This window comes from Pseudomonas fluorescens (assembly GCF_018614655.1).
GTDB classification, from domain to species: Bacteria; Pseudomonadota; Gammaproteobacteria; order Pseudomonadales; family Pseudomonadaceae; genus Aquipseudomonas; species Aquipseudomonas fluorescens_BX.
In genome coordinates this window covers 1-12,623 of record NZ_JAGGOG010000032.1, presented here as the reverse complement: position 1 = coordinate 12,623, position 12,623 = coordinate 1, and the positions used below count along the sequence as shown (strand labels likewise).

The window sequence follows — 12,623 nt, the reverse complement described above, 5'->3', positions numbered from 1 at the left end:
GTTCTCCTTGATTGTTGTTGTGGAAAAGAACCCGGTTTTTTCCGGTCTTTTCACTATAGGCCACGTGCGCCGTCGCTTGCGGGCAACCGACGAGGTGTTCGCCAGGCAACAGCAAACCGGGAGTTTGCGGTTTGAGCGGTGATTATTCGGTGGGTGACGTCGGTTCCAGCAACTGCGCCCCGGGCCCGCGTTCACCGAGTACATCGCCCTGATTGCGTAGCGGGCACGCGTCCATCGACAGGCAGCCACAGCCGATGCAGCCATTGAGCTTGTCCCGCAGCATTATCAGTTTATTGATGCGCTCATCCAGGTCTTCACGCCAACGCGCGGATAACCGATTCCAGTCGTCGGCCGTTGGCGTGCGGCCGTCAGGCAAGGTTTTCAGGGCTTCGTGGATCGTTGCCAGCGGAATACCCAGGCGCTGGGCAATCTTGATCAGCACCACTCGCCGCAGCACGTCCCGGGGATAACGTCGCTGGTTGCCGGCATTGCGGTTGCTCTTGATCAAACCCTTGGTTTCGTAGAAGTGCAGGGCGGTGACGGCCACGCCGCTGCGGGCTGCCAGTTGGCCGACGGTGAGCTCTTTGCTGATCATGAGAAAACTCCAAAAAGACCCTTGACCTCTAGTTAACTAGAGGTTTTACCCTGCGTGACGTTGGATCGCAAGATCGTGCCTACAGCTAGAGGGGAATATTCATGCAGTCATCAGCGAAAAGTCGTGGCTTTACCCAACTGATCGAGTTTCAGATCGAGCCTCGCCAGCAATCCGCACTGGTCTTGGCGCTGTCCGAACAGACCGAGCGCCTGGCCCAAGGGGGCGGCGGGTTTCTCAGTGCCAGTGTGCAGGTCAGCGATGACGGGCGGCGGGTGCTCAACTACCTGCAATGGCTGTCTCGGGAGGACGGCGAGGCCGCGTTCAAGCGTTTTGAACAGCAGGGAGAGGATTTCTGGACGCTGATTCGCGCCCATCAGGCCACGGCCGTGACCTTCGGTTCGTTCCAGGTGCTGCGCAGCATCGAGCGCAGCCACGACGACGCGTTGCAGTGCCGTCTAAATGGATAGGTGCAACATGCGTTCTCCTTGCATGTTCTCCCCTGGTCGCCGCTTGTTTACCGCCAGTTCGCCGATCTTGATCAAACGGGTGCGGGTGACATTGCGGCTCAGGCCCAGCAGGTTGGCGGTGTGCACCTGGTTGTAATGGCTGAAACGGTAGGCGGCGCGCAACAGCGCGTCTTCGACTTTTTCATGCAGGGCGCCGGCCTGTTCTTCGAACAGCTTCTGAAAGGCCCGCTCCAGCAAGGCTTCGGCGCTGTTATCGGCGCCGTGCTGGCTGTCGTCCTGACGCTCGATGCGCATGTTCGACAGGCGCAAATCATCGCGCTCGATCACGCCGTTACGGCAGATTAACAACGTGTGGTGGATAACGTTTTCCAGCTCACGGATGTTGCCCGGCCAACTGTAGCTTTTGAGTTTCTGCTCGGCCTCGCGGCTGATGGTGATCGGGCCATAGCCCAGGCGCTGGCTGTAGGCTTCGATAAAGTGCCGGGTCAGCGGCAGGATGTCGCCGGGGCGTTCGCGCAGCGGGCTCAGTTCCAGGCTGACCACATCGAGGCGGTAGTACAGGTCTTCGCGGAAATGCCCGGCGTTGATGGCTTTTTCCAGCTGCACGTTGGTGGCGGCGAGCACCCGCACATCAATGGGAATGCTTTTGCGTGAGCCTAGGCGCACCACTTCCCGCTCCTGCAGGACCCGCAACAGCTTGACCTGAATGGCCATCGGCAAGTCGCCGATTTCATCGAGGAACAAGGTGCCGCCGTCGGCTTCTTCGAACCAGCCCGCCTTGGCGCTGAGGGCGCCGGTGAAGGCACCTTTTTCATGGCCGAACAGCTCGGCTTCCACCAGGGATTCGGAAAACGCCCCGCAGTTCACTGCCACAAATGGTCGGTTACGCCGGGCGCTGAGGTTGTGGATATGCCGGGCCACCAGCTCTTTACCGGTACCGGTTTCGCCGATGATCAGCACACTGGCTTCGCTGGGCGCCACTTGCTGGATATGCGCCAGCAGCGCCTGAGATTTCGGGTCCTCGAAGACCTGGGCCGTGGCGCGGATAGAAGTCGCGAGGGCGGGCGAAGGCGGTAAGGTTAAAAGCTGCATGGGCACCTCTTCTTTACAAAGCATTCAGGAATAGAAGGTCGGAATCGGCAGGGACTGGTTCAAGGCCCAATCACCCAGTTCGTGGAGTTTGTAGTCCACTGGGTCATGCAAGGTTTGTGTGCGCAGGTTGCGCCAATGCCGGTCCAGACGCAGAGAGGCATGGGTGGAGCGGGCGCCGGTGACTTCGAACAGGCGGCTGCACAGCTCCAGGCCATTGCGGGTGGCAGCGACTTTGGCGGTGGCGATGGCGATGGCCAGTTGACCACGCTCGTTTTCGCTGAGGTTCGGGCCCTTGGCCCAGGCTTGGTCCAGCAGTTCGGCGGCCCGTTCCACCAGCAAGCGCACGCCTTCCAGTGCGACCCAGAACTCACCGTAATGATTGAGTACATAAGGATCCTGGCGCACGTCCTGGACCGTGGATTTGTACCAGGGCCGGGTTTCGGTCAGGGTGTAATTGCGCGCCTCTTCAAAGGCACCCTCGGCAATACCGAGGAACATATGGGTGAAGGTCAACTGGGCGATCAATGGCCGCAGACAGGCGAAGGGTGTGCTCAGCGGGCCGGGATCCAGCAGCAGTTCCGACTCTTCCACCCGCACTCGTTCGAAGCTGGCGCTGCCGCTGTCGGTCTGGCGCTGGCCGATATTGTTCCAGTCGTTGTGCAGGGTGATGCCACTGCGGCCGCTGGGGATGGCGGCGATCAGCAGCTTGCCGCCGGCGTTTTCATCCACCGCCGAGGCGATCAGCATTTCTGAATCGCTGGCGCCGGAGCAGAAGCTCTTCTTGCCGGAAAACTCACGCCAACCGCCGAAGTCCTTGACCACCGTACGGGTATCCAAAGGATTGAGCGCGTTGCCCCAGAACCAGTTTTTGCGGGCGGTCTGTTCGAACCAGGGCTGCCATTGTTCCGGGCGGGCAAAGAGTCGAACGGTGGCGAGCATCAGGTGATGAAAGCCGAAGACGTGGGCGATGGAGCTGTCGACCTTGGCGAACTCGCGCACGATCTCAAGGGTCTCGCTCCAGCGAGCGCCGAGGCCACCGTATTGCGTGGGAATGCTCAGGGCCAGCAGGCCGCTTTGGCGCAAGGCGTCGCGTTCGGTCTTGGGCGTGCCACCGCGCTCGTCGCGTTCGACGGCAGTGAGGGCAAATTCGGCGGCCAGCAGTTTGGCGGTCTGCAAGGGGGAGGGCAGGACGCTGTGGGGTTTGGCTGTCACGCGGGGGTTCCTCGATGTCTGTTTGGCAATAAAGCCCACATAAAGAAGCGGAGCTCACTGATCTTTGGCCTTGGTCGGCAGCACATCGTTGGCAATCATTTCGCCGAACGGGCCAGTGAGGTTGGTGATGCCGCGTCCGGCCAGGCTGGCATAGGGTTCCGGCAGCAGAGGGAACACCAGTTCGGCGAAGCGGTACGCTTCTTCCAGGTGTGGGTAGCCGGAGAATATGAAGCTCTCGATCCCAAGATCGGCGTACTCCTTGATCCGCTCGGCAACTTGCTGCGGGTTGCCCACCAATGCGGTCCCTGCACCGCCGCGTACCAGGCCGACGCCCGCCCACAGGTTGGGGGCGATTTCCAGGTTGTCGCGGCGCCCATCATGTAACGCAGCCATACGCCTTTGGCCTTCGGAATCGAAGCGCGAGAAGGATTTTTGCGCGGCGGCAATGGTGTCGTCGCTGATGTGCTCGATCAATTTGGCGGCGGCTTTCCAGGCGTCTTCTTCGGTCTCCCGCACGATCACGTGCAGGCGAATACCGAATTTGACGGTGCGCCCGTGGCGGGCCGCGCGTTCACGCACATCGGCGAGCTTTTCCGCGACGGCGGCCGGTGGTTCGCCCCAGGTCAGGTACACGTCCACCTGTTCGGCGGCAAGGTCGTGGGCCGCGTCGGAGGAACCGCCGAAGTACAGCGGTGGATAGGGCTTCTGTACCGGAGGGTAGAGCGCCTTGGCGTTTTGTACGCGTAGGTGTTTGCCCTCGAAATCTACCGATTCTCCCTGCAACACGCGGCGCCAGATCCTGAGGAACTCATCGGTCACTTCATACCGTTCGCTGTGGTCGAGGAAGCTGCCATCGCCACGGTTTTCGTCGGGATCGCCGCCGGTCACCACGTTGATCAGCAGGCGACCATTGGACAGGCGGTCGAGTGTCGCGGCCATGCGCGCCGAGACGGTCGGGGAGATGATTCCCGGGCGGATCGCTACCAGGTAGCGCAGGCGTTCGGTCAACGGCACCAGCGCCGAAGCGATCACCCAGGAGTCTTCACAGGAGCGGCCGGTGGGGATCAGTACACCGTGGTAGCCGAGGTTGTCGGCGGCCTGGGCCACTTGTTTCAAATAATTGAGGGTGACCGGGCGCGCACCTTGGGTGGTGCCCAGGTAATGACCGTCGCCGTGGGTAGGCAGAAACCAGAAAACATCCATGACAAATCCTTAAGCGATTTTCAGCAGAGAGGTGGGATGCGCGGTAAACAACGGCGCAGCGCGTTCTGCCGCGAGGCGAATGCGGGCCTTCAAGGGCTCACTGGTTATTTGGTAGTCGGTGAAGTCGGCTTCGGTGGCGTAGACGCCAATGGGTAAGGTCAGGGCCTGGAAGAAACTGAACAGCGGTCGTAACTGATGATCAAGCATCAAGGCGTGGCGTTCGCTGCCGCCGGTTGCGGCCAGCAGCACCGGGGTGTTGATCAGGGCGTTGAGGTCTACCAGGTCGAACAAGTGCTTGAGTAGGCCAGGGTAGGAGCCGCGATAGACCGGCGCGGCCACGATCAGCAGGTCAGCCTGTTCGATGGCGTGCAGTTGGGTTTCGACGTCGGCCGGCAATTGCGCACGAGAGAGCGCTGCACCGAGCGGGCGGGCAATATCGCCCAGTTCGATCAGGGTGGTCTGGATCGGCAGTTGGGTGGCCAGTTCGTCCAGCACCGCCTGGGTCAGCACCAAGGTGCGGGACGGGCGCCAGGTTCCGCCGGAGAGGGCAACGACATTCAGGGGACGGGTCATGAACAGTTCCTTTTTCAACAGTGGCTCAGAGCGAGAGCAGTAACAGGGCTTGAGCAAGAGCTGTACCAAACGGCGCAAGCCTTGATTTACATGGGCTCCGGACCGGCTGCTGGAAAGTGCTGGTGTTGTCTGCCTGGTGTTTTGTTGAATAGCTGTTGCCTGCACAACAGTTGCGTGGCCAACAGTGGCTGAGGCGTTGTGGCCATTTATAGAGGGTTGTGTTTATTCCGTAAACGAACGTATTTCCATATTTATAGGTCGTTATGGAATATAAAGGGCGTCTATCGAATGGAGTGTCAAGGTCGATAGCGACTATCACGGGCGATGATTTTTCTCTGAGGGGGGCCGGGGGTAGCCTGTGTTCATTGACTACAGCCCAGTTCGCAGGTCCTTCGCCATGAACCACTTCCTCGCTATTTCCCTGTTGCTTGTCGCCTCTGTCCTCGCCGGTTGTGCGACTCATCCGGCACCCGAGCTGCGACCTTTTTCGGCCGAAGAGAGCAAGGAACTCGCGCTGGAGGCGTTGAGTCGCCGCGGTTTGTCCTTTGATGAATATCAACAGAAGAAAGCCGAGCTGACCGCTCAGCCACAGAAGGCGTTTGGATTTGATCGGCGGGGCGAGATGAACGCCGAGCGCAGTGTGACGCTGCATGGGCGTCCCAGCTGAGCCAGGGAATTGTTTTGAAAGGCCCAAGGTTTCCCACAGGAACCTTGGGCTTTTTGTTTTCCATCCCTTTCCCCGAGCCTGTTAAGCTGGATTTCAGGAGCGTTCCTACGCACTTTTAAATAAAGTGGTCTTTCTTTAACGGCATCCGATCAGGTAAACCAGACGATCTCTCTTCTGGTCGCTGCCCCTGGGACACTGCTCTCGGGAACAAGCTCTGCGAGTCTTTAACGTTATGAATAAACGTCCTCTGTATTTCGACTACGCCGCCACCACACCGGTGGATGAGCGGGTCATCCAGGTTATGGTCGAGTGCCTGGGGTTCAACGCCAATTTCGGTAACCCAGCGTCCAGTTCCCATGCCTTCGGCCAGCAGGCCCGGCAAACGGTTGAGCAGGCGCGGCGGCAGGTAGCCGAACTGGTAGGCGCGCAGGCTGAGCAAATCGTCTGGACCTCCGGTGCCACCGAGTCCAACAACCTTGCGCTCAAGGGCGTGACGCAAGCCCGGGGCGTATCTGGCGGGCATATCATTACCAGCCAGATCGAGCACAAGGCCACACTGGACACGGCCCGCCAGTTGCAGGAAGCCGGGGTTGCGGTGACGTACCTGGTGCCCAATGCCGATGGGCTGATCACGGTCGGGGCTGTAAGTGAGGCGCTGCGCGAGGACACTTTTCTGGTGTCGCTGATGCTGGTCAACAATGAACTGGGCACCCTCAACGACATTCCGGCCATTGGTGCGCGGGTTCGTGAGCAAGGAGCACTGTTCCATGTGGACGCGGCGCAAGGCGCGGGCAAGGTCGCCATTGATCTGGCCTCGTGGCCGGTGGATCTGATGTCGTTTTCAGCCCACAAACTGTATGGCCCCAAAGGGATCGGTGCCCTGTATGTCGGGCCGCGTGCCCAGCAAAAAGTGTTGGCGCAGATTCATGGCGGTGGCCATGAGGGCGGGCTACGCTCTGGCACGCTGGCAACCCACCAGATTGCTGGAATGGGCATGGCGTTCGCCTTGGCGGCCGCTTCATTTACGCAGGAGAAGGCGGTGATTGTTGCGTTACGCCAGCGTCTGCTTGAGCAGTTGAATACAATTGCCGGAGTGCGTTTGAACGGTAGCGCCACTCAACGCATTCCCCATACCTTGAGCCTGACGTTCAGTGAGGGCGAGTTCAATTCTGCTGCGTTGAGTGCGGGCATCGCCTTTTCCGCCACGTCGGCATGCAACTCGGCGAGCAACGCACCGTCCCACGTGCTCCTGGCATTGGGGCATGATGCGCGCAGCGCAAGTCGTACCATTCGTTTGAGCTTGGGCCGTTTTACTACCGAGCAGGACATTGATCAGGCGGTACAGTTGATCAAGGATTCGCTGGCCAGCGCGCCGGCCTTCTGGGCGGTTTGATCCACATCCGCAACACATAACAATTATCAGTGGTTAGCAGGAGATACGATGAGCACGCAGCCTTTGACCCATGGAACGGTTCCCCAGCGCCTGGCACATACCCGTGAGCTGATGAGCCGAGAGGGTATTCATGCCCTGTTGGTGCCGTCGGCTGACCCGCACTTGTCCGAATACCTGCCGGGATACTGGCAAGGGCGTCAGTGGTTGTCGGGTTTTTACGGTTCGGTAGGGACATTGATTGTCACTGCGGACTTCGCCGGAGTGTGGGCAGATAGCCGTTATTGGGAACAGGCGACCAAGGAGCTCAAGGGTAGCGGTATCGAGTTGGTGAAGCTGCAACCGGGCCAGCCCGGGCCGCTGGAATGGCTGGCGGAACAGACCCCGGAAGGTAGCGTTGTAGCAGTGGATGGTGCGGTCATGGCCGTGGCGTCGGCGCGTACCCTGGGCAGCAAGTTAGCGGAACGTGGCGCACGCCTGCGCACCGATATCGACCTGTTGAGCGAAGTCTGGCACGACCGTCCGGTCCTGCCTGATCAGCCGATCTACCAGCACTTGCCGCCCGAGGCGACCGTCAGCCGTGGCGAGAAACTTGCCGCCTTGCGCGAGAGCTTGAAGGCGAAGGGCGCCGACTGGCATTTCATCGCCACCCTGGATGACATCGCCTGGCTGTTCAACCTGCGTGGTGGTGATGTTTCGTTCAACCCGGTATTCGTGTCTTTTGCCTTGATCAGCCAAAAGCAGGCCACGTTGTTTGTTGCCTTGAGCAAAGTCGACGGGGCGCTGCGAGCGGTACTGGAACAGGATGGCGTGACCTTGCGCGATTACAGCGAAGTGGCCAGCGCCTTGGAGGCAGTGCCTGCGGGTGCGAGCGTGCAGGTTGATCCGGCGCGGGTGACGACGGGGTTGCTGGAAAACCTGGGTGACGGCGTCAAGCTGGTCGAAGGTCTTAATCCGACTACCTTGGCCAAGTCCCGCAAGAGCCTGGCCGATGCCGAGCATATCCGCCAAGCCATGGAGCAGGATGGCGCCGCCTTGTGCGAATTTTTCGCCTGGCTGGACAGTGCCCTGGGTCACGAGCGTATTACCGAGCTGACCATTGATGAACACCTGACGGCTGCCAGGACCCGTCGTCCGGGTTATGTATCGCTGAGTTTCAACACCATTGCTGCGTTCAATGCCAATGGCGCGATGCCTCATTACCACGCCACTGAAGAAGAGCATGCGTTGATCGAAGGCGATGGTTTGCTGTTGATCGACTCAGGCGGCCAGTACCTGGGTGGTACTACCGACATCACGCGGATGGTGCCCATCGGTACGCCTAGCGAAGAGCAGAAACGCGACTGCACGCGGGTGCTCAAAGGTGTGATCGCCTTGTCCCGTGCGCATTTCCCCAAGGGCATTCTGTCGCCATTGCTGGATGCTATCGCTCGTGCGCCGATCTGGGCCGAAGGCGTGGATTACGGCCACGGTACCGGTCATGGTGTCGGGTATTTCCTCAATGTTCATGAAGGTCCGCAGGTGATTGCCTATCAGGCAGCCGCGGCGCCACAAACCGCCATGCAGCCTGGAATGATCACCTCTATCGAACCGGGCACCTACCGCCCAGGCCGTTGGGGGGTGCGTATCGAGAACCTGGTATTGAACCGCGAAGCGGGCAAGACCGAGTTTGGCGAGTTCCTCAAGTTCGAGACGCTGACCTTGTGCCCTATCGATACCCGTTGTCTGGAACCATCGTTGCTGACGCTGGATGAGCGTCAGTGGTTCAACGACTATCACACGCAGGTGCGTGAACGCTTGAGCCCGCTGCTCAGTGGCGCCGCACTGGAGTGGTTGCAGGTACGCACGGCGGCTATATAAAGCCTTCAAAGGAGGTTTGGCTCAGGGCTTCTCGTACAAAATCCAGGCGATCCTGGCCGAAGAACAACTGACTGCCGACAAACATGCTAGGGGCACCGAAGACGCCGCGCTGGATCGCGTTTTCGGTTTTGTCCTTGAGGGCGTTTTTCACCGCTTCGTCGTTGGTCAGCGCCAATACTTCAGCGGGATCAAAGCCGTGTTCGGTCAGGGTTTGCGCAACGACTGTCGGATCTCCAAGATGACGCCCCTCTACCCATAGCGCTCGGAACAGGCAGTCGATGAAGTCGATAAAGCGTTCTGGCTGGCGCATCTGAATACCGGTCACAGCGCGCATCAGCATCAGCGTATTAATGGGGAAGTGCGGGTTGAACTTGAGTGGGACGTTGTAGCGTTTGGCATAGCGCGCCAGGTCCAGGAACATGTAGCGCCCTTTGGCAGCGATGGTGACGGGAGAGGCGTTTCCGGTGGCCTTGAACACACCGCCGAGCAGCATCGGTTGATAGACCAGTTGGGTGCTGGTTTCGGCGCACAGGCTGGGTAACTGCGTGTAGGCGAGGTAAGTGGCAGGGCTACCGAGGTCGAAGAAAAACTCCAGGGTTTTACTCATGGTTTGTGCTCGCTGCTTATTGTTATGAGGGCATGCTTACCAGGGTTCATTCCAGGGGCGCAGGTCCAGTTCGAAGGTCCAGGCATCCCGTGGCTGACTGTGCAGGTACCAATAGTTATCGGCAATGTGTTCGGGGTTAAGAATACCGTCCTGGTCCTTGAGGGCGTATTTTTGCGGGAAGTTGTCACGAATGAAGGCGGTGTCGATGGCTCCGTCGACCACGATATGGGCAACATGGATATTACGCGGGCCCAGTTCTCTCGCCATGCTTTGCGCCAAGGCGCGAATTCCGTGCTTGGCGCCAGCGAACGCTGCGAACCCTGCAGCACCACGTAAGCCAGCGGTGGCGCCGGTGAACAGAATGGTGCCCCGCTGACGGGTAACCATTCGCTTGGCCACTTCCCGGGCATTCAGGAAGCCGGAAAAGCAGGCCATTTCCCATATCTTGAAATACTTGCGGGCGGTTTCTTCCAGGATGCTGCAAGGCACGTTGGCTCCGATGTTGAAGACAAAGGCTTCGATGGGGCCTAACTCGGTTTCAATCTGTTCTATCAGCGCAATGACCTCCTCTTCTTTACGCGCATCGCAGGCAAAACCATGGGCCTCACCTCCGGCTGACAAAATACTGTCTACCAGCGGTTGAAGTTTGTCGGCGCTGCGCCGAGTGAGGCAAGCGACATAGCCTTCACGGACAAAACGCCTGGCAATTGCTCCCCCGGTGGCATCGCCAGCGCCGACGACCAGTACGATTTTTTTCTTGTTTGTCATGGGAAGATCCTTTGGTAAACGATCGTTAGCTAAACGAACGTTATGCTACGATCTGTTGAGCGTCAAGGTGACAAATCCAGTGGGGTATGAAATGCGGTATTCAGCCAGTCACAAGCAGGAAACCAGAGAGAGGTTGTTGCGCAGCAGTGCGGCCATGGCCAAGAAAGAAGGGTTTGCCAGTGTTGGTGTAGATGGCTTGATGAAAGCCATCGGCCTGAGCGGTGGGGCTTTCTATAGTCACTTTTCTTCGAAAGACGAACTGTTCAGTTCGATTGTCGAGCGGGAGCTGAGTCACAGCCTGGAGCGCTTGAGCGGTGATGACATTCAGAGCCGTGAGAGGCTGGATCGTTGTCTCAAGTTCTATTTGAGCATGGCTCATGTGGAGCAGATGGACACGGGTTGTGCCTTGCCAAGCCTGGGGGCTGAGATCGCGCGGTCCAGTGTTGCGGTGCGCCAGCAGGCGCAGGACTGGATTTGCAGGTTACAAGCGGGTTGGGCTGCGACGCTGGGCAGCGACAGCCTGGCTTGGGCCGTTCTGTCGCAGTGCGTCGGCGCGCTGGTGGTGGCACGGATGATGGTCGATCCGCTGGTTCAAGCGCAGGTGCTGTCATCGAACCATGAGGTACTTAGCCAACAGATAGCAGCCCTGTGAGTTACTTGCAGATGACGATCATGCTGCGACTTGTATAGCCAGCAGGGTTGAGGCCAAAAGGATAGTCGCCCGGATCTTCTGCGTTATCACCCGATTTGGCAATGACCCTGTAGCCTTTGGCGCTGCATGAATTGGCTGCGCTGCTATAGCACTGGTCCCAGGAGGAGGACAGGCCAGAACAGTTGATGTGCAGCCCCTTTTTCCCCCGTTTCACTTCTGTCTTGGTGGTCGCGGCACAACCAGCGATGGCCATGACGACTAACAGTATCAAAATTCGCTTCATTCCCATCCTTAATGGCCGCTTCACAGAGATGCCTGAAGCTGGCTTTGCTCGCTCTCGATTGTAGCGTTCTTGATGTCCCTATCGAAATTCTCCATGACTGACATTGGGTTACAGCCTAAACATGGCCTAATTGAGTGGCAAATACCAGAGCTACGTTAAATCCTGAATCAATCTGAGGGGACCAATGGTCTGGATTCATTACGCATGGTCAGGGTTGCACCAACAGAAGCCAGGATGATGCAGGTGATGGCCATCCATTGTGCCAAGGACAAGTGTTCCTGAAGGAAAAATAGCCCGGAGAGCGCACCGAAAGCGGGCTCGATACTCATCAAGGTACCGAATGTACGAGCGGGGAGACGAGTCAGTGCAACCATCTCCAGGGTATAGGGCAGGGCAGTGGACAAAATCGCGACGCCAATGGCGATTGGGATTAATGAGGGGGTCAGTAGTGTTGTGCCTGCATGGACTATCCCAATCGGTGCGACAAACAGCGCGGCGATCATGACGCCCAGCGCGGCCGTTTGAACGCCGTTGTCTGCCCCCGCCTTCTGGCCAAACAGGATGTAAAGTGCCCAGCAGATGCCGGCGCCTAATGCATAGGTAGCACCCGTCAGATCAATCCCGCTGCTGGTTTCTCCGAGGGGGATCAGCAGCAAGAGACCGATGATCGCCAGGCCGATCCATAGGAAGTCGACCGCGCGACGCGAAGAGTAGATAGCAACTGCCAGAGGCCCGGTGAACTCGAGCGCTACGGCTATTCCCAGGGGAACAGTCTGCAGGGACATATAGAAGAGGAAGTTCATCCCGCCCAGCGCCATTCCATAGACCACTACGGTGCGTAGGGATTTGGCGGTGAGCCTGGCGCGCCACGGGCGTAATAGCAGCAGCATGATGACGCTGGCGAACACAAGGCGCAGGGTGGTAGTGCCTTGTGCGCCAACGATAGGAAACATGCTTTTAGCCAGCGAGGCGCCGGACTGTATGGAAGCCATGGCAATCAGTAGCAGGCCGATAGGGAATAATGCCGAGGCTAGGCTACGAGGCGAGGTGGTCATCGAGGGTGTTCGTCCGAAGTCATATAAAGGAGCAGAAGCGCCTATGATGCTTAAGTGTTGAGAGTTGAGCAATATATTGCTCAGCCGGCTCTCTTCCTGCTCTCTATATAGAAGGGTTTTGTTGTTATTCCGGCATATTGATAGAAAAGCAAAATTAGGGGTTGACGGCAGATTCTAGAAGTCTATAATTCGCCCCACT

General features: G+C 58.7%; 14 protein-coding genes. 5 read left to right on the top strand and 9 right to left on the bottom strand.

What is annotated here, in order from left to right:
• Positions 1–142: 142 nt before the first annotated feature.
• The gene (gene soxR / locus J7E41_RS25865; protein ID WP_214997101.1) at positions 143–595 is read right to left on the bottom strand and encodes a redox-sensitive transcriptional activator SoxR; all 453 of its coding nucleotides are present in this window, start codon (positions 593–595) and stop codon (positions 143–145) included.
• A gap of 101 nt (positions 596–696) precedes the next feature.
• Between soxR and J7E41_RS25860 the strand changes: the two genes are divergently transcribed.
• Positions 697–1,062: an antibiotic biosynthesis monooxygenase gene (locus tag J7E41_RS25860; RefSeq protein ID WP_155586101.1), complete on the top strand. Its 366-nt coding sequence runs from the start codon at positions 697–699 to the stop codon at positions 1,060–1,062.
• Here the strand turns inward: J7E41_RS25860 and J7E41_RS25855 are convergent.
• The 4 genes from J7E41_RS25855 to msuE are packed head-to-tail and all read right to left on the bottom strand — an operon-like array spanning position 1,051 to position 5,142.
• On the bottom strand, positions 1,051–2,154 hold the full coding sequence (locus tag J7E41_RS25855; protein WP_214997100.1) for a sigma-54 interaction domain-containing protein: 1,104 nt from the start codon (positions 2,152–2,154) through the stop codon (positions 1,051–1,053). The genes J7E41_RS25860 and J7E41_RS25855 overlap by 12 nt on opposite strands.
• 24 nt (positions 2,155–2,178) lie before the next feature.
• Complete coding sequence (locus tag J7E41_RS25850; RefSeq protein ID WP_214997099.1) at positions 2,179–3,366, bottom strand: acyl-CoA dehydrogenase family protein; 1,188 nt, start codon at positions 3,364–3,366, stop codon at positions 2,179–2,181.
• Between the two features lie 54 nt (positions 3,367–3,420).
• Positions 3,421–4,569 (bottom strand): FMNH2-dependent alkanesulfonate monooxygenase, encoded by a 1,149-nt coding sequence (ssuD, locus tag J7E41_RS25845; RefSeq protein WP_214997098.1) that lies wholly within the window; start codon positions 4,567–4,569, stop codon positions 3,421–3,423.
• Between the two features lie 9 nt (positions 4,570–4,578).
• Entirely contained in the window at positions 4,579–5,142 is a 564-nt protein-coding gene (msuE, locus tag J7E41_RS25840; protein WP_214997097.1) for an FMN reductase, read from the bottom strand.
• Positions 5,143–5,539: 397 nt separating this feature from the next.
• On the opposite strand from msuE, the gene J7E41_RS25835 reads away from it, so the two are divergent.
• From J7E41_RS25835 to J7E41_RS25825, 3 genes are all read left to right on the top strand, one after another.
• Positions 5,540–5,809, top strand: coding sequence for a hypothetical protein (locus J7E41_RS25835; protein WP_214997096.1), 270 nt, complete (start codon positions 5,540–5,542; stop codon positions 5,807–5,809).
• A 232-nt stretch (positions 5,810–6,041) separates the two neighbouring features.
• Complete coding sequence (locus J7E41_RS25830; protein WP_214997095.1) at positions 6,042–7,202, top strand: cysteine desulfurase family protein; 1,161 nt, start codon at positions 6,042–6,044, stop codon at positions 7,200–7,202.
• A 48-nt stretch (positions 7,203–7,250) separates the two neighbouring features.
• Complete coding sequence (locus J7E41_RS25825; RefSeq protein ID WP_214997094.1) at positions 7,251–9,059, top strand: aminopeptidase P family protein; 1,809 nt, start codon at positions 7,251–7,253, stop codon at positions 9,057–9,059.
• On the opposite strand, the gene J7E41_RS25820 is transcribed toward J7E41_RS25825, so the two are convergent.
• A complete protein-coding gene (locus tag J7E41_RS25820) occupies positions 9,052–9,666 on the bottom strand; it encodes a 2-hydroxychromene-2-carboxylate isomerase (RefSeq protein WP_214997093.1) in 615 nt (204 codons plus the stop codon). The two genes, J7E41_RS25825 and J7E41_RS25820, sit on opposite strands and share 8 nt — an antisense overlap.
• 36 nt (positions 9,667–9,702) lie before the next feature.
• Positions 9,703–10,434 (bottom strand): SDR family oxidoreductase, encoded by a 732-nt coding sequence (locus J7E41_RS25815; protein ID WP_214997092.1) that lies wholly within the window; start codon positions 10,432–10,434, stop codon positions 9,703–9,705.
• A 91-nt stretch (positions 10,435–10,525) separates the two neighbouring features.
• Between J7E41_RS25815 and J7E41_RS25810 the strand changes: the two genes are divergently transcribed.
• Positions 10,526–11,086: a TetR/AcrR family transcriptional regulator gene (locus tag J7E41_RS25810; RefSeq protein WP_214997091.1), complete on the top strand. Its 561-nt coding sequence runs from the start codon at positions 10,526–10,528 to the stop codon at positions 11,084–11,086.
• A gap of 1 nt (position 11,087) precedes the next feature.
• On the opposite strand, the gene J7E41_RS25805 is transcribed toward J7E41_RS25810, so the two are convergent.
• Together J7E41_RS25805 and rhtA are read right to left on the bottom strand one after the other, a co-directional pair.
• Entirely contained in the window at positions 11,088–11,369 is a 282-nt protein-coding gene (locus J7E41_RS25805; protein ID WP_214997090.1) for a hypothetical protein, read from the bottom strand.
• Positions 11,370–11,536: 167 nt separating this feature from the next.
• Positions 11,537–12,424: a threonine/homoserine exporter RhtA gene (rhtA, locus tag J7E41_RS25800; protein ID WP_214997089.1), complete on the bottom strand. Its 888-nt coding sequence runs from the start codon at positions 12,422–12,424 to the stop codon at positions 11,537–11,539.
• Positions 12,425–12,623 lie beyond the last annotated feature (199 nt).